The 16,892-nt window shown below is 73.1% G+C and carries 8 protein-coding genes; 5 read left to right on the forward strand and 3 right to left on the reverse strand.

Annotated features, from left to right (window positions below; all coding sequences use genetic code 11):
- Positions 1–1,131: 1,131 nt before the first annotated feature.
- From ACFWIC_RS15090 to ACFWIC_RS15100, 3 genes are all read left to right on the forward strand, one after another.
- Positions 1,132–1,836, forward strand: coding sequence for a 2-phosphosulfolactate phosphatase (locus ACFWIC_RS15090; RefSeq protein ID WP_380518695.1), 705 nt, complete (start codon positions 1,132–1,134; stop codon positions 1,834–1,836).
- Between the two features lie 245 nt (positions 1,837–2,081).
- A complete protein-coding gene (locus tag ACFWIC_RS15095) occupies positions 2,082–2,861 on the forward strand; it encodes a DUF1062 domain-containing protein (RefSeq protein WP_380518698.1) in 780 nt (259 codons plus the stop codon).
- 436 nt (positions 2,862–3,297) lie between these two features.
- On the forward strand, positions 3,298–5,868 hold the full coding sequence (locus ACFWIC_RS15100; protein WP_329879424.1) for a collagenase: 2,571 nt from the start codon (positions 3,298–3,300) through the stop codon (positions 5,866–5,868).
- Positions 5,869–6,071: 203 nt separating this feature from the next.
- Here ACFWIC_RS15100 and ACFWIC_RS15105 read toward each other — a convergent pair whose 3' ends face one another.
- Positions 6,072–7,439, reverse strand: a complete 1,368-nt coding sequence (locus ACFWIC_RS15105) for a VWA domain-containing protein (protein ID WP_380518700.1) — start codon at positions 7,437–7,439, stop codon at positions 6,072–6,074.
- Between the two features lie 135 nt (positions 7,440–7,574).
- Complete coding sequence (locus ACFWIC_RS15110) at positions 7,575–7,973, reverse strand: peptidase inhibitor family I36 protein (RefSeq protein WP_380518703.1); 399 nt, start codon at positions 7,971–7,973, stop codon at positions 7,575–7,577.
- Positions 7,974–8,196: 223 nt separating this feature from the next.
- Between ACFWIC_RS15110 and ACFWIC_RS15115 the strand changes: the two genes are divergently transcribed.
- Positions 8,197–9,600 (forward strand): cytochrome P450, encoded by a 1,404-nt coding sequence (locus tag ACFWIC_RS15115; protein ID WP_380518706.1) that lies wholly within the window; start codon positions 8,197–8,199, stop codon positions 9,598–9,600.
- A gap of 83 nt (positions 9,601–9,683) precedes the next feature.
- Here the strand turns inward: ACFWIC_RS15115 and ACFWIC_RS15120 are convergent, their stop codons facing one another.
- Positions 9,684–10,199, reverse strand: coding sequence for a hypothetical protein (locus ACFWIC_RS15120; protein WP_329951709.1), 516 nt, complete (start codon positions 10,197–10,199; stop codon positions 9,684–9,686).
- Between the two features lie 689 nt (positions 10,200–10,888).
- Between ACFWIC_RS15120 and ACFWIC_RS15125 the strand changes: the two genes are divergently transcribed.
- Positions 10,889–16,867: a DNRLRE domain-containing protein gene (locus tag ACFWIC_RS15125; RefSeq protein WP_380518709.1), complete on the forward strand. Its 5,979-nt coding sequence runs from the start codon at positions 10,889–10,891 to the stop codon at positions 16,865–16,867.
- The last annotated feature ends 25 nt before the right edge of the window (positions 16,868–16,892 follow it).

Genomic DNA, 16,892 nt, shown 5'->3' on the forward strand with positions numbered 1-16,892 from the left:
TTGGTCGACTCCTGGCCGGTCGAACACGCGGTGGTCAGACCGAGAGCGAGCAGCAGACCCGCCGCGGCGACGGTACGGCTGGTGGAACGGAACATCGGGAGCTCCTTCGAGCGGACGCCGGAAACGGCGCGTGGTGCGGGGCGGGAGATGACAGCGGCCCTGGTGGTCATGGCCGGTCGTGGGGGAGTGGGACTCGCTCGGGCTGATCGAGGCGAGGCGGCTAATCCCTCATGAACAAACATTTTCCAACGGGACGCCACATATGACAGCCGTGTCCATCGTTGGCGTCAAGTGGATTCGACGGTTGACATCACCTTGTGACCATCGAGTGGAGTGACTGCCGGGCCGGTCGGAGTCCGGATTCGACGGACCATCAGTTCGACTGATCGTGCGCGGAGTTGGTTTCGGGATCGACTGGCCGCCGGGGCGGTGCGAACGCCCTCGACGAACGCTGTGGAGGAATCGGCGCGCGGTGCGGCGCGCTCGCGGGCCCCGACTTCGGCGCGGAATGCCGGTACGGAATCACCGCCGGGGCGGCGCGGGTCGAGGCGCCCGTCCCGGGTCGGCGGCCGACCGGAATCGCCTGCGGAACGGCTATCCGATCCGCACGGCAGTGGACCCGTCAAGGAATTGCGCCGAGTCCGGTCCAATGACCGAATACCGACGGAAACCGGGCCCCGGAGAGCCGGCCTGTGCGGTCGCCCGTGCGGTTCGGGTCCGGCCCGTGACCGCAGCGCCGGTTCAGCCCCCCCGGGCGCGGCGCCGGTACCCGCAACCTGGTGGCGAACCGCGCCTGCGACAGCACCAGGTGCACCCCGCCCAGCAGCGGCGCCCGGTCGCCCAGCGCCGAGCGCACCACCGGGGGCGGCGACGTGCGCCCGCCGGTCAGCTCCCGTAGAGCCGCCCGCAGCGGTTCGGCGAGCCCCTCGCCGAGAGCGGCGAGGGGGCCCCCGAGGACGACGACCGAGGCTCCCGGCCCGGCGAAACGGCGCAGCCGCGGGGCGGACGCGGTGCCCGCGTCGGCGGAGCAGGCGGCCCTGATCGGTCCCGGCCGGGTCGGCCCCATGTCGTCGACGTGAGGCGCGTCACTCGCCGGGTGTCCGCGGACGGGTATGCGCGATCATGAGTGGAATGGACACTCGATTCCTCAGTATCGCCGAACTGGCCGAAGTTCCCTCCGTGGCGGTCGTGGTGGACGTCATGCGTGCGTTCACCGTGGCTGCCTGGGCCTTCGCCCAGGGGGCGGAGAAGATCGTTCTTGCCGGGTCGCTGGACGAAGCCCTGGCGCTCAAGGCCCGCCACCCGGACTGGGTGGCGCTCAAGGACGGCCCGTTGGCACCCGGGTTCGACACCGTCAACTCGCCGGGAATGCTGCGGTCCATCGACCTCGGCGGGCGAACCGTGGTACAGAAGACCACGGCGGGGACGGTCGGCGCCCTCGCGGTCAAGGACGCGTCGCTGGTGCTGTGCGCCGGCTTCGTGGTGGCGGAGGCGACGGCCCGGCTCCTGCGGGCGCGCGGGAGCGACAGCGTGACGTTCGTGGTCACGGGCGAGGACGGGCAGGCCGACGAGGACCTGGCGTGTGCTCAGTACATCGCCCGCAGGGCCGTGGAGGCCGGGCCGACGGACGCTGCCGAGTTCCTTCGCCGCGGTGCCGCGTCACGCGCCGCCGCCGAACTGACCGAGGGCGTGCGTCAAGGCGTCCACCCCGACGACGTCGAACTCTGCCTTGAGCTGGACCGGTTCCCCTTCGCCATGGTGGCGACCTCGGAAGGCCCGCTCATGGTCCTGCGTTCGCACACCGTGCCTCCGTCGACCGGCGACGCCCTGGTCTGAGCGCCGGAGCGCGATCCCGAGCGGAAAATGAGTTGCCCGCGGGCCGTGGTCTCGATCACGATCGCCCGCATGGACTTCTGATAGCTGCCACGTAGCAACGCCGACCTGTCGCGCGGTCGACCTCGGGGCCTGACGGCTGGGCCCCGAGGCGATGGCTCGCGCCCTCGTGTGCATCCGTCAGATCCCAGGAGCCCGGGCCCGGCCTGTGAGAGCTCCTGCTGAGTCCTGAAAGCAACCACCTCCCTATGAATACCGACCGCAAGGCCCTGTGGGCCGTGCGTCAGTCCGCCCTGCCCGCCGTCGTGCGATCCTGCCCGGACTGCTCCGGCACGCGCCACCGGCCCTCGGGCAGGATCCGCGTCAACGCGAACGGCAAGCTCCTCGACGTCTGGCTCCTCCTGAGCTGTGCGGGGTGCGACCGGACCTCGAAGGTGCCCGTCCACGAACGCGTCCACGTCTCGTCGCTGGAGCCCGCCCGCCGGGTGGCGTACGAGACCAACGACCCGGCCGTGGTGCGGGAACTGACGATAAGTGCGTCGCTCGCCGCGAAGAACGGGTACCGCCTCGACTGGGCCGGCACCTGGGAACTGGAGACCCGTACGCCCCTCTACGCACTCGACGACCCGACACCCCTCACGGTGCTGGTCGGCTTCGAGCTGCCCGTGCCGGTCCGCGTCGAGCGCCTGCTCGGTCTCGGTCTGGGCCTCAGCCGCACCCAGGTGCGCCGCATGGTCGGGGACGGGCGGATCCGACTGCCGCTGGCTCCGGACGCCAAGGCGCACGAGGACTTCGAGCTCACCGTCCACGGGCCCGGCTCCGTCGACGCCGCGAAACACGCGAAGCTCCCCGGCACCCCGACCGACCTGCGCGCCGACCTGTGCACTGACCTGAGCACTGACCTGTGCGCCGACCTGAGCACCGGCCTACTCGCCGGGCTGAGCACCGATCCGGGCGTCGGCCCGGGCCGGCTCGGGTTCCGCGGCGCCCCGCAGCAGTCGTCGCGGACGGCGGCTGCGGGAGCGTAGGAGGGTTGACAGCGGGGCCTCCTGACGGCCTGTCGGCACAGCTGGCATTCGAGCCGCCGGGAGGCCCCGCGCCGCGCGGCACCGGCCGGGCCCCGTTCCCCGGACGGGCCCGGCGGCCACGGTCGGGGCCTTGGGGCGTCCCGGCCGGGGCGCAGACCGGCCACTCCGCGAGGCCCGCCGGGCCTGCGGGGCCGGGGGCGACCTCCCGGCCCGCGGCGCGACGGCCGTCCGATGCCCGCAGGTCAGGCCGCCCCGGTCGCCGCCCTCGCTGGTCTGTCGCAGGGCGGGGCGCAGCGACCGGCGAGGTGGCTGAAAGTTTCATGTCATATGACCTGTGACATTGTTCTGACCTTCATTCGATGACAGGATCCACGCCAATCTCCTTCACTCAGTCTGACCCCACGTCAGGCTGCCCCCACTCGAAGAAGGACTCGGCGTGCACCTGCGCATACGACTCACCACCCTCGCAGCCGGCGTCGTCGCCTGTTGTGCCACGGCCACCGCCGTACTGCCGGCCCAGGCCCTCGCGGCGCCCGCTGCCGTGACCGCCGGACCGGCCCCGACCGCGACAGCCGCGGTCACCGCCGCAGCGAAGCCGGCGGGCCAGTCCGTCGCCGGCGCGACGACGGGGTCGGAGAAGCTCGGCACGCCCGCCGCCCCGCTGACCCCGGCGCTGCTCAGCGAGTCCCTCATGGGCGAACCGGCCGCCACGGCCGCGGAGACGGCCACGGCCCGGTCCGACTCCCCGGGGGCTCGGGCCCGGTCGGGCGCGGCGGCCGAAGCCACCGCGCAGAGCTGCACCCCGGCGGACTTCGCGGGTCGTACCGGTGCCGATCTGGTCGCGTTCCTCAAGAGCTCGACCACGGACTGCGTCTCCACGCTGTTCACCAGCGGCAGCACCGACCCGGGCATCTTCAAGCAGTCCCGGATGCTGCCCGTCGCGGCCGCCTTCAAGGAGCTGGCGGCAGGCTACACCGGCGACAACTCGACCAACATCCTGCAGCTGGTGCTCTTCCTGCGGGTGGGCTACTACATCCAGTCCTACTACCCCGACGCGGCCGGCCCGTACACCGGCACGCTCACCACCGCCGTCAAGGCCGGCCTGGACGCGTTCTTCGCCGGCGCCCGCTGGCACGACGTCACCGAGGTCAACGGCGGCGTGCTCAGGGAGGTGCTGACGCTCACCGACAGCGCCAACATCCAGGCCGACTACCTGGGCGTCTACAAGCGGGTGCTGGACGACTACGACAACTCCTACAACGCCTTCCCGAAGATGGTCGGCGCGGTCAACTCCGTGCTGAGGTTCCCGCTCTGGCGGGGCAACGCCAACCCGAACTTCGTCACCGCGCTCGGCGCCGACCCGAGCCTCGTCACGTCCCTCGCCAACTTCGCGATCAACCACAAGGACCTGATCGGCGGGCCCAACGCCGTCCTCGACACCAACGCGGGCAACGACCTGGCCCGGATGGCCGGGAGCAGCGCCGCCGTCGAGGCCGTGGCCAAGCCGCTGGTCAAGCGGGTGCTGGACGCCGCGCCGCTGCTGACGGCCGACGCGCCGCTGTACGTGCACACGGCCTTCCAGGCCACCGTCTACAACAACAACCAGTGCTCGTACTACGGCATCTGCGACCTGCCCGCCAAGCTCACCTCGGTGGTCCTGCCGAACCAGCTGGTCTGCGACAACCGCACCGTCCAGGCCCAGGCCCTGTCGGCCGCCGAACTGGCCACCGTCTGCGCCAGCCTGCGCAGCCAGGACGCGTTCTTCCACAACGTGGTCAAGGACAACGGGCCGATCCCGAACCAGTACAACAAGACCGTCACCCTCGGGATCTTCGCCAACAAGACGGACTACACCACCTACTCGTGGGCGATCTTCGGCAACTCGACCGACAACGGCGGCCAGACCGTCATGGACCCGACCGACCCGAACAGCCGGGCCGTCAACGTGATGTACCAGAAGGCCTGGAACACCGGTGACCCCGCCCGGGTGTGGAACCTCAACCACGAGTACACCCACTACCTCGACGGCATCCACAACATGAAGGGCAACTTCACCACCCAGACGTCCGTCCCGGACATCTGGTGGGTCGAGGGCCTCGCCGAGTACATCTCCTACAGCTACCGCGCCACCACCGACACCGACGCGATGACCCAGGCCGCCCTGCACACCTACAAGCTCAGCACCATCTTCCAGAACACCTACGGCAACGCGGACTCGACCCGCGTCTACCCGTGGGGCTACCTGGCCGTCCGGTACATGCTGGAGAAGCACCCGGCCGACGTGTACAGCATGCTGGGCCGCTTCCGGGTCGGCGACTACGCCGGCGGCTACGCGGTCTACAACAACCTCGGCACCTCCTACGACGCCGACTTCGACGCCTGGCTCACCGCCTGCGCCGCCGGTGCCTGCTACGCCGCAGGCCCGACCGCCCTGTTCGACTCGTCGGTGAACGGCGCGACCGTCAGCGTCACCGAGCGGTCCGTGCAGACCGGCCCGGGCCGGATCACCTCCTGGCACTGGACCTTCGGCGACGGCACCTCCTCGGACGAGCGCAACCCGAGCCACACCTACGCGGCGGCCGGCACCTACACCGTCGCCCTGACCGCCACCGACGACACCGGCAGGGCCGCCACCACCCCGACCTCGGTCACCGTGACCGCGGCCCCGGTCGCCCTGCCGAACTGCACCGAGCCGCGCACCGACGCGATGGGCCGGAACTGCTCGCGGACCGGCCGCGCCGCGACCGCCGGGAACACCGACTACCTGTACGTCTACCTGCCGGCCGGCACCACCACGCTGAAGGTCACCACCTCCGGCGGCACCGGCACCGCGCACCTGTACTACAACCCGGGCACCTGGGCCTCGCCGAGTGCCTCCACGGTCTCCTCCACCGGCACCGGCACCACCCAGTCCCTCACCGTCACCAACCCGACCGCCGGCTACCGCTACCTCAGCCTGTACGCCGTCACCGACTTCAGCGGCGTCACGGTCAGCACCCAGTTCTGACCCCTGGCCCCTGATCCCTGACCCGCCGAAGTGCTCCGGGCCGCCCCGGCGCCGCGGACGACGAGGGGCCGCGGACGCCGAGGGGCCGCGAAGCAGTCCGTGCACGCGCTCGGCCGGGACCTCCCGGCCGAGCGCCGCCGGGCTGCTCCGCGGCCGTCCGTCCCGCCCCCGACAAGCCGCTCGGCCCGTCGAAGCGGCGCGCCTCAGGGCAGGATGCCGGCCCCGCGCGCGGCCGTGATCCACTGCGGGAACTGGGACAGCAGCCGGTCGTACAGCTCGGGATCGGGGACGGTGCCGATGTCGTCCACCGCGAAGAAGCCGACGTTGTCGACGCGCCGACCGGGCAGGTCGTCGAACCGCTGCAGCACGCCGTAGTCGGATCGGCCCAGCCCCACGAACTGCCAGAAGAGCGGCTCCTGCGCCGATTCCCTCAGCTCGCGCTCGATCGCGGCGTTGAGGTGGACGCCGCCGTCGGAGAAGAACAGGACCAGGGTGGGGACCGTCGCCGGGTTCCCCCGTACGTAGTCCCGGACTTCGGCGATGACCTTCGGTTCGTCGTTCGAGATGCCCACCGTCGTCATGTCGACCTGACCGTCGAGCAGCCCGGACCGACGCCCGCGGCGGCCGAACAGACGCCCCAGCTCACCGACCCGGACGTGCAGCCGCAGCCACTCGGGCAGGTCACCCACCCGCAGATCGGGCAGCCGGGCCGGGTGCGTCGCGAAGGTCCAGGCCGGCATCGCCCCGCCGTCGTCCAACTGGGCCGCGACCGGGACGATCCGCTCCACCACGTCGGCCACCACGCCGTCGGCGTACAGCGACGACATCGAGCCCGAGGCGTCCAGCACCAGCACGACCCGCGCGGCGATTCCCGCGGCTCCGTGCTTGTCCAGGCTGACCGCGACCTGCTGCTTGCGCAGCGACAGCCGTTCGCGCATCCCCGGGGGGAGGTGCTCCTCGCCCTTCCCCGGCTCCGGCGCCGACGACGCAGGCCGGGACGGCTGCGGCGGCGGAGCCACGGGCCGGTCCTGGGCGGGCCCCTCCTCCACGGTGATGCCGAAGTCGGTGGCCAACCCGGCCAGCCCCGCCGCGTAGCCCTGCCCGACGGCACGGAACTTCCACTGCCGCCCGCGCCGGTACAGCTCGCCGCCGACGAGGACGGTCTCCGTCCCGGCGTCCGTCGCGAAGCGGGCCAGCCCGGTGCCGGTGCGGGCGTCGGAAAGCCGCAGGCACAGCCCGGGCACCGCGCCGAAGCTGCCGCCGTCCACCGACGCGGCCAGCACGATGCGCTCCACCTCCGGCTCCACCGCCGCCAGGTCCACCTCGATCCGGTCCGTGGCCGCCCCGGCGCCACCGGCCTTCCCCAGGTGCGTCACGGCGCCCGACGCGTGCCGGGGCTGGTTGTAGAAGACGAGGTCGCCGTCGCCCCGCACCCGCCCGTCCGCAGCCACCAGCACGGCGGACACGTCGACGTCGGGCGTACCGGCCCCGGCCGACCAGCTGAGCTCCACACTCACCACGTCGGCATCGATCGGAATGTTGGCGCCCTTGCTCAGTGATCGATCGTCCATGGTCACAGTCTGCCGAAACCGGCCCCGGCGGTCGCGCGGGGGCCGGTTCCCGCTCCCCGCCCGGGGAACGGGAACCGGCCCGGAACCGTCACCGGAACCCTCGACGCCACCGGTGCGGTCCGGGACCGACCGGCGTCAGCAGGCCTTCCAGGAGGAGATCGCGTCGTTGAGCACGTTCCCTCCCAGGTCGGCGATCTGCTGACCGCTGTCCAGCCTCAGGTACCTGCCCTGGAAGTCGTTGTGCTCCCAGAAGCAGAGCCGCTGTCCGCTCCCGTTCGTGATGGACGAGATCGAGTCCTGGAAACGGGCGCCCTGGTCGAGGTTCTTGAGCGGGTCCTTCACCCAGACACCGCCGACGACGCAGTCGTCGAAGTGGGCGTTCCGGCAGACGACCACCGCGTCGCTCGTCACAGCCGCACCCCCTGCGGAGGTGCGCCCGGCTGCGGTGGCGGTCCCGGTCGAGGTGGCCGACACCGCCAGCGCCGCCGCGGCCGTGGCGAGCGCGACCAGGTACTTCGTCGAACGGCCAGTCATCTGTCCTCCTGTACTCGGCGAACCGGGGCGGTCGAGCCCCGGGGCCGCCGGGCACCTTCCGTCCCTGGCGGTCAGTCATACGACCGGGCAGCACGCCCCGTTGTGACAACGCCTTCACACACCCCCCTTCCGAACCCACCGTCCGGGCCGCGGTGACCGTCGGCCGGGTGAAGCGGATCCGCGCCTGTTGTCCGCCCCTCCCCGGAGCGCCTACCCTGCCGGTGTGACCTCGTCCTCCTCGTCGGCGCGGGGTGCCGCGTCCACGCCCTACCTCCACGGAAGCCCGCCCGGAGCGCTCCCGGTGCTCGGCCACCTGCCCGCGCTGGTCCGGGATCCGGCACGCTTCCTGGCGCGGCTGCACCGCTACGGGGACCTCGTGGAGGTCCGACTCGGACCGAACCGGCTGGTGGCCCCCTGCCACCCGGAGCTGCTCCGGCAGGTGTACGCCGACGACCGCACCTTCGACAAGGGCGGGCCGGTCTACGGGCGGTTCCGGGAGATCCTCGGCAACGGGCTGGCGACCTGCGTCCACGCCGATCACCGGCGCCAACGACGCATGCTGCAACCGGAGTTCCGCCCCGACCGGCTGGCCGCGTACGCCGAGGTGATGACCCGGGAGGCGGAGCTGCTGGCCGGCTCCTGGCGACACGGCGACGTGGTGGACGTCTTCCCCGCCTGCTACCGCTTCACCCTGCGGGTGGTGACCCGCACCCTGCTCGGCACCGAGGCCCCGGACGTACTGTCGGACCGGCTGCAGCACGCCTTCGAGACCGCGTTCGCCGGCGCCCTGCGGCGCGTGGTGCGGCTGCCCGCGGGCCCCGGCTACCGGACGGCGGTCCGTACCCTGGAACGGACCGTCGCCGACCTGGTGCGCGACCACCGGGCCCACGGCCCCGGCCGCACCGACCTGCTGGCCGGACTGCTCGCCGCCCGCGACGACGACGGCCGTCCGCTCTCCGACACCGAGGTCCACGACCAGGTCGTCGCCCTCCTGCTGGCCGGAACCGAGACCACCGCCTCCCAGCTCTCCTGGACCCTGCGGCTGCTGACGGCCCACCCCGAAGTCCTGTCCGCCGTGCAGACGGAGGTCGACGCGGCGCTGCCGGGCGGCCGGCCCGCCCGCTGGACCGACCTGCCGCACCTGCCGCGCACCGACCGGGTCCTGACCGAGGCCCTGCGGCTGTACCCGCCCGGCTGGGTCCTGCTGCGCACCTGCACCCGGGAGACCGAACTCGGCGGGCGCACCCTGCCGCGCGGCGGGCAGGTGCTGCTCAGCCCGTACGTCGCCCACCACAATCCGCGGATCTTCGCCGATCCGGACCGCTTCGACCCCGACCGCTGGCTCCCCGAACGGGCCGCCGCCCTGCCGCGCTGGGGGTTCGCCGGCTTCGCCAACGGCCCGCGGCAGTGCCTGGGCGCCGACTACGCCCGCGCCGAGGCGGTCATCGCGCTGGCCACCGTCCTGGCCCGCTGGCACCCGCTCCCGGCGCCCGGCCGGCGGCCCGACGACCGCCCGGTGCGGCTGACCACCGTCCTGCGCCCGCACCGCCTGCACCTGCGCGTCCTCGACCGCGAGCGGCCCGCGGCCCGGACGGGGGACCGCCGCCCGGACGCCGGACCTGCCTGACCGCGACGGACCCGTGCGCCCCCGGTGCGGAAGGTCACGCTCCGTCCCGGACGGGCCGGAGTCGCCGGGCCGACCGGCGTGCCTCAGACGGCCGGTGGCCGGGTCACGGGCGTGCCGACCCGGACGAGAGCGGCCCCTGGGACGCCGAAGGTGAGGACCCGCTCCGCGTCCCGGGAACGCTGGACGCCCTCGTCGAGGATGCCCACGAAGGCCGTCCGGGTACAGGTCCGGCGGCGGACCGACTCCACCCAGGCCGTCGTCATGGGCAGGCCCAGGTAGGCGAGTCCCCGTCCGTCCGGCCACGTCGGATCGAGCGCCCGGCCGGCCGGATCCACGCACCACGCATGGTGCACGACTCCTGCCGGCGCCGCGCGCAGCGCGAAGCCCTCGGTGTAGGTCAGCCCGGTGGCCGTCCGGGCGACGCGCCAGGCATTGCGGAACGGGCTGCCGTCGATGCTGCGCCTGGGCATCCCGGCCGGCCAGGGAGTGGGGGAGTGCAGCAGTCCCTGGGCGAGCACGACCGCCTCGGGGCAGGGAACGGCGGGCGAGACGTCGCGGCGCAGTGCGGCGACGAGGGCGGAGGCGCTGGCGGAGGACACCCGTCCAGCGTGGGTGTCGCCGCCGGGCGGCGCGACCGGGCGCTGCCCGCCTGGGTGACGGTGGGGACGGGTCCGGACGGCGGGCACCGGGCATGGCCGCTGCGGCCGAACCCGCGCAGCGGGCGGGTGGTCCCGGCCGAGACCGGCTTCCTGCGCGGGTACGGCGAGGGGCCGGGGTGCCGCCCGGCCCGGAGATGGTTCGCAGGAGGGCGGAACCGGCCGTTCGTCGGCGGGAATCGGTCGTGGCCGCCGCCCCGGCCGATCCGGCGGCCCTCGATGAAGTAGTCATGTACACGCGACTTGTGAGTGTGACTCGAACTGCGCAGACAGTGCCCGACCGCTCCTCTCGCACCGGCGGAGCGGCCCGCTGCGACAGCGCGAGGAACGGAGCTCCGACCGAGAGCGCCGTCCGACCCGGGCGGCCGTCGAGACGTGCCCCCGTGCCCGGTGGCCGACTCCGCAGGGCGGACCGCCGCGTGCGACCGAAGCACCTGCGTACCGAAGCACCGCGCTGAAGCACCTGCGTACCGAAGGGCCTGCGTACCGAAGGACCGTGCTCCGTTTCCCGCGATCACCCCTGGAGTGTGCCTGTGTCATCGTCTCCGACAACCGCCGGGAGCCTGCCCTCCTGGTCCCGTACACGTGCACGACGCCGCCGGTGGACGGCGGCCACCGTCTCGGCCGCCCTGGTGGCGGGCGTGCTCCTCGGCGTGCAGGACGCCTCCGCCCGACCCCCGTCCGAGGCCCCGCACAGCCCCCGACAGCCGGCCGCGACGCAGCAACCGACCGGCGACCTGGCCTCCGCCCGGCTCACGGCCCGGTTGCAGGGGAAGCCCGTCGAGGTGCCGGCCGAACGCACCGACTCCTCCACGACCTGGGCGAACCCCGACGGCAGCGTCACCCTGGAGGTCGCGGCGGGGCCGGTCCGGATGCGCCGCCCGGACGGCGGCTGGGCGGACGTCGACGTCACCTTCGCCAAGCGCCCCGACGGCTCCGTCGCCTCGAAGGCCCACCCGCGCGGACTGGCCCTGGCGGGGGAGACGAAGGGCAGGCGGGCCGGCTCGTTCGCCGAGGCCGCCGGCGCCCCTGTCCAGGACCTCCTCAGTCTCACCGCCGGCGGTCGGAACGTCGCCATGCAGTGGCGGGGCGGGCTGCCCGCACCCCGGGTGGAAGGCGCCCGGGCCACCTATCCGGACGTGCTGCCCGGTGCGGACCTGGTCATCGACGCCACCCGCACCGGCTACGAGCAGTCCGTGATCCTCAAGAAGCGACCCGCGGGCCCGGCCGACTACACGCTGCCGCTGAAGGCGCCCGGAGTCAACGCGCGCCAGAACGACGACGGCGGCGTGACGTTCACCGAGGCCGCCACCGGACGCGAACTCGCCTCGATGCCGGCCCCGGTCATGTGGGACGCGACGGTCGACAGGAACTCCGGTGAGCACACCCACCGGGCACCGGTGGGACTGAAGGTCGTGCAGTCCGGCGACACCATCGAACTGCGCCTCAGCCCCGACGCCGCGTTCCTCGCCGACCCGGCGACCGCGTACCCCGTGACGGTCGACCCGTCGGACACCGTGCTCTCCGACGTCTTCGACACCTGGGTCCAGCAGGGCGAGACCGTCGACGCGTCGAGCGCCACCGAACTGAAGCTCGGCTGGCCGGGCGACTGGGCGGACGCCGCGCGGACCAAACCGCGCATCGCCCGCTCCTTCATCAGCTGGGACATGGCGCCCATCAAGGACGCCCTGGTCTCCAAGGCCACCCTGTCCCTCTACAACTTCCACTCCTGGGACTGCGCGAAGCCCGTCGCCTGGGAGGTATGGGACACCAACACCGCGACGACCGGCAGCCGTTGGACCAACCAGCCGGCCTGGCTGAAGAAGTACGCGACGTCCACCGAGACCCGCGGACAGAACTGCGCCAACGGTGCCTACGTGAACGCCGACGTCACCCCCCTGCTGCAGTACTGGGCGGGCCAGACCTCGGTGGGCCGCCAGGGCCTCGGCCTGCGCGCCGCCAACGAGGCCGACACCGGGTCCTGGAAGAAGTTCTACTCCGGCAACGCCGCCGCCGGTCAGATCCCGAAGCTCTCGGTGACGTTCAACTACCGCCCCCGGACCGGCACCGACCAACAGGCCGGCCCTCCCTTCTTCGCCGACAACGGCGTCTACACCGTCAACACCCTGACCCCCGTCCTGCGCGACACCTACACGGACTCGAACAACGACCGGATCAACGGCACCTTCCAGATCGTGGACGCGGCCACCGACCAGCAGGTCGGCGAGTACCTGGTGTCCCCGTGGGGCGCCAGCGGACAGCCGCTGTCGGCCACCGTTCCTCCCGGCCTCCTCCAGGACGGCCGGACCTACCGGTTCCGCAGCAACCCGTACGACGGAACCCACTACAACCTCTCCTGGTCGCCCTGGCGCACCTTCACGGTCGACACCCGGGCACCCTCCGCGCCGGGCGCCGTGACCTCGACGGACTACCCCTCGGCCTCCTGGGTGAAGGGAGTCGGCCAGAGCGGCACGTTCACCGTCACACCCCCGCAGGGCGACCACCGCTGGCTGGAGTGGACCCTCGACGGCACCACCTGGACGCGCATCGCCACCGACGGCACCACCACGCCGGTCGCCGTGCTCGCCACCCCGACCCGCGGCGGCACCAACACCCTTCAGGTCCGCAGCGTCGACCGGGCCGACAACCGGTCGGAACCCCTCGCGTACGAGTTCCACGTCGGCGCCGGCGGCGTCACCAGGCCGTCCGACGGCCGGCGCACCGCGGCACGGCTGCCCCTCCAGGCCGAGGCCGACGCCTCACGCTACGACGCCGTGACCTTCTCCTGGCGACGCTCGGACGCCGACGCCTGGGCACCCGTCCCGCCCGGCCACGTGAGCGCGGCCGGCACCCCGCTGACCGCCTGGCCGGTCGCCCTCAGCGCCGGCCGGAGCCCGCAGCTGGCCTGGGACGCCGCGACGACCGTCAGCCCCGACGGCACGGTGCAGCTGAAGGCCGACTTCACCGGCCCCGCCGGCGCCAGGGCCTCCAGCGACCCCCTCAAGGCGATCGTCGACCACACCGCCGACGGCGCCGCCACCGTCCCCGTCGGCCCCGGGGAGGTCAACCTCCTCACCGGCAACTACAGCCTCAGCCGCACCGACACCGCCTTCTTCGGGACGGCGATCACCCGCACCGCCTCCTCCCGTAACCCCCAGGAAGGCGGCGCCCAGGCAGGACAGGCCGCGATCTTCGGGAAGGAGTGGCTCTCCGGCACCTCCACCGGCCGGAAGGACTCCGGCTACACCGCGATCAACCGCACCTCGGCCACCTCCCTGGACGTCCTGCGGCTCGACGGCACGAACCTGCACTTCACCGCCGACGAGGCGGCCACCGGCTGGATCGCCGAACCCGGCGCCGCGCAACTCACCCTGACCGGCTCGTTCGCTGCAGGCTTCACCCTCACGGACACCGACGGCGGCACCGCGGACTTCGCACGCACCGACCCCGCCGCGGCCGCCTGGGCCCTCACCCGTTCGTCGACCCGCGGCCTCGACAACACGACCAGCACGATCGTCTCCCAGAACGTCACCGGACCCGACGGGCGGATCCTCACCCGGCCGCAACGGGTGATCAGCCCGACCAGCGCCGCGGCCTCGACGGCCTGCGCGGACGACCCGGCCACCCGCGGGTGCCGCGTCCTGGAATTCGTCTACGCCCCGACCACCACCGCGACCGCCACCACCCTCGGCGACGTCGCCGGACAGGTCACCGCGATCCGCCTGTGGTCCACCGAACCCGGCGCGGGCGCCGCCACCGCCGTCGACGTCAGCCGCTACGCCTACGACGGCAACGGCCGGCTGCGCCAGACCTGGGACCCGAGGATCGCCCCGGCGGTGCCGACCGCCTACGACTACGACACGGCCGGCCGCGTCACCACCCTCACCCCGCCCGGCGAACTTCCCTGGACCTTCGGCTACGGGCGCGTCGGCGGCTCCCCGGCCGCCGGGGACGGCATGCTGCTCGCCGCCTCGCGTCCGACCCTGGCCCCCGGCTCCGCCGACCAGGTCAACGGCACCGCCGCCACCACCCTCGTCTACGACGTACCGGTCACCGGCAACGGCGCACCGTACGACCTCGGCCACACCGCCACCGCCTCCTGGGGCCAGCGGGAGACGCCCACGGACGCCACCGCCGTCTTCCCGCCCGACCAGACCCCCGCCGCCAACGCCGGAACGCAGCTCCCGGCGAACGGCTACGGCCGCGCCGACCTGTACTACCTGGACGCCTCCGGCCAGGAGACCGACACCGCACGGCCGGGCGGAGCCCTCACGGTCACCGAACACGACGCCTTCGGCAACACCGTCCGCCGGCTGACCGCGGCCAACCGCGCGCTGGCCCTGGGCATCACCGACCAGGACCGTTCGACCCTCGCGTCCCTCGGGATCGCCGCCCTCGGCAGCGCCGAACGCGCCGGCCTGCTCTCCACCACGACGACCTACAGCGCCGACGGCAGCCGCGAACTGGAGACCCTCGGCCCCCTCCACTACGGCACGCTGGAACGGAAACTGACGGCAGGACAGACCGTGGTCGCCGAAGCCGGAACCCAACTGCCCCTGCGGCAGCGGACGGTGAAGGAGTACGACGGCGGCCGGCCCACCGACGGCACCGCCACCGTGCGCGACCAGGTCACCCGGGAGACCAGCGGCGGACAGCCCCGCATCGACACCGCACTGCTCGCCGACGCCCGCGTCACGGCCACCGGCTACGACTGGGCCAGGGGGCTGCCCAGCACCACCGTCCAGGACCCCGACGGGGCCCGGCTCACCACCTCCACCGTGTACGACGCCCAGGGACGGGTGACCGGCGCGAGCCTGCCGGCCTCCACCGGCACCGACGCGGGCACCACCGTCACCGCGTACTACACCGGGGACGGCACCGGAGCGTGCGCCGGCCGGCCCGAGTGGGCGGACCAGGTCTGCTCGGTCGGACCGGCCGCCGACATCACCGGCGGGGGAGCCAACCCGGTCCAACTCCCCGTGAAGACGGTCGAGTACAACCGGTACGGCCAGACCACCAGCACCACCGAGACGGCCAACGGGGCCCAGCGGACCACGACCACCGGCTACGACGGGGCCGGACGCCAGACCCGGTCCGCCGTCAGCGGGCCCGGCCAGGAGGTGCCCGTCGTCACCACCGGCTACGACAGCGCCAGCGGGCGCCAGACCACCACGGCCACCACCGGCTCCGGCACCGTCACCACGGTCTTCGACCGCCTCGGCCGCCTCACCGCCTACACCGACGCCGACGGGGGCACCACCACCACCCAGTACGACAAGCTCGACCGGCCGACCCTCGTCACCGACACCGCACCGTCCACCACCACCTACACCTACGACACGGCCGTCGAACCGCGCGGCCTGGCCACGTCGGTGGGCGACTCGGTGGCCGGCACCTTCACGGCCCGCTACGACGCCGACGGCACCGTGACCGGCACCGGCCTCCCCGGCGGCTACACCATGCGCCAGCTCAAGAGCCCCACCGGGACCCTCTTCGACCGCACGTACACCCGCGACAGTGACGGCACGACCGTCCTGAGTGACGGGATCAGCACGACCGTCCACGGCCAGTGGGCCACCCACACCGCGACCTTCGGCTCCGCCTCCCAGCAGGCCTTCGGCTACGACACCGTCGGACGCCTCACCCGGACGACCTCGGCCGCCGACGGCGTCTGCACCACCAGGACCTACGCCTTCGACCGCAACACCAACCGCACCGCCCGGACCTCCGCGAGCGCCGCACCCGGCGCCGAGTGCACGCCGTCGGGCGGCACCACGGAGCAGCACGCCTACGACTCCGCCGACCGCCTGGTCGACCCCGGCTACGGCTACGACGCCTTCGGCCGCACCACGACGCAACCCGGCGCCGCCACCTCCTACTTCGCCAACGACCTCGTGCGGCAGCAGAGCACCGCCACCGACCGCCAGACCTGGACGCTGGACCCGGCACTGCGGCTGCGGGCCTGGACCACCGAGGTCAACCCCGGCAGCGGTTGGAGCACCGCACGCACCGGGCTCAACCACTACGGATGCGCCTGCGACAACCCCACCTGGATCGTCGAGGACACCGGCACCGGCGACCTCACCCGCCAGGTGACGACGCCCGCCGGCGGCCTCGGCGCCACCACGGCCAGGACCGGCGGCGTGGTGCTCCAACTCGCGAACCTGCACGGCGACATCGTGGTCGCCCTGCCGCTCGACCCGGCGAAGCCCCCGACCGCCGTGACCTTCGACGAATACGGCAACCGCCTCCCCGGCGCCGCCCCCCTCCGGTACGGCTGGCTCGGCGGCCAGCAGCGCTCGGCCGAGACGCCCACCGGGGCCGTCCTGATGGGTGTGCGGCTCTACGCCCCGGCGCTCGGCCGGTTCCTGACCACCGACCCGATCAAGGGCGGCAACGCCACCGCCTACGACTACGTCTCCCAGGATCCGAACATCCGCTTCGACCTCGACGGACAGTGGAGCTGGGGCTGGGCCCGCAAGGCCTGGACCTGGACCAGGCCCTTCCTGATCAAGTGCGGCCGCGGGGCCTGGGCCTCCCGCAGCTACGGCTACACCTGGCAGCAGAAGGCCGCCGCCATGGCCATGGGCTGCTTCATCCACCAGATCTGACGATCGGTCACCACAGCGCTCCACC

Source organism: Kitasatospora sp. NPDC127035, assembly GCF_042726075.1.
GTDB lineage: Bacteria > Actinomycetota > Actinomycetes > Streptomycetales > Streptomycetaceae > Kitasatospora.

Bases quoted from the DNA above. Each gene is read 5' to 3' on its own strand.
- ACFWIC_RS15090 (WP_380518695.1), top strand. From the start codon at position 1,132: ATGGACACTCGATTCCTCAGTATCGCCGAACTGGCCGAAGTTCCCTCC.
- ACFWIC_RS15095 (WP_380518698.1), top strand. From the start codon at position 2,082: ATGAATACCGACCGCAAGGCCCTGTGGGCCGTGCGTCAGTCCGCCCTG.
- ACFWIC_RS15105 (WP_380518700.1), bottom strand. From the start codon at position 7,439: ATGGACGATCGATCACTGAGCAAGGGCGCCAACATTCCGATCGATGCC.
- ACFWIC_RS15110 (WP_380518703.1), bottom strand. From the start codon at position 7,973: ATGACTGGCCGTTCGACGAAGTACCTGGTCGCGCTCGCCACGGCCGCG.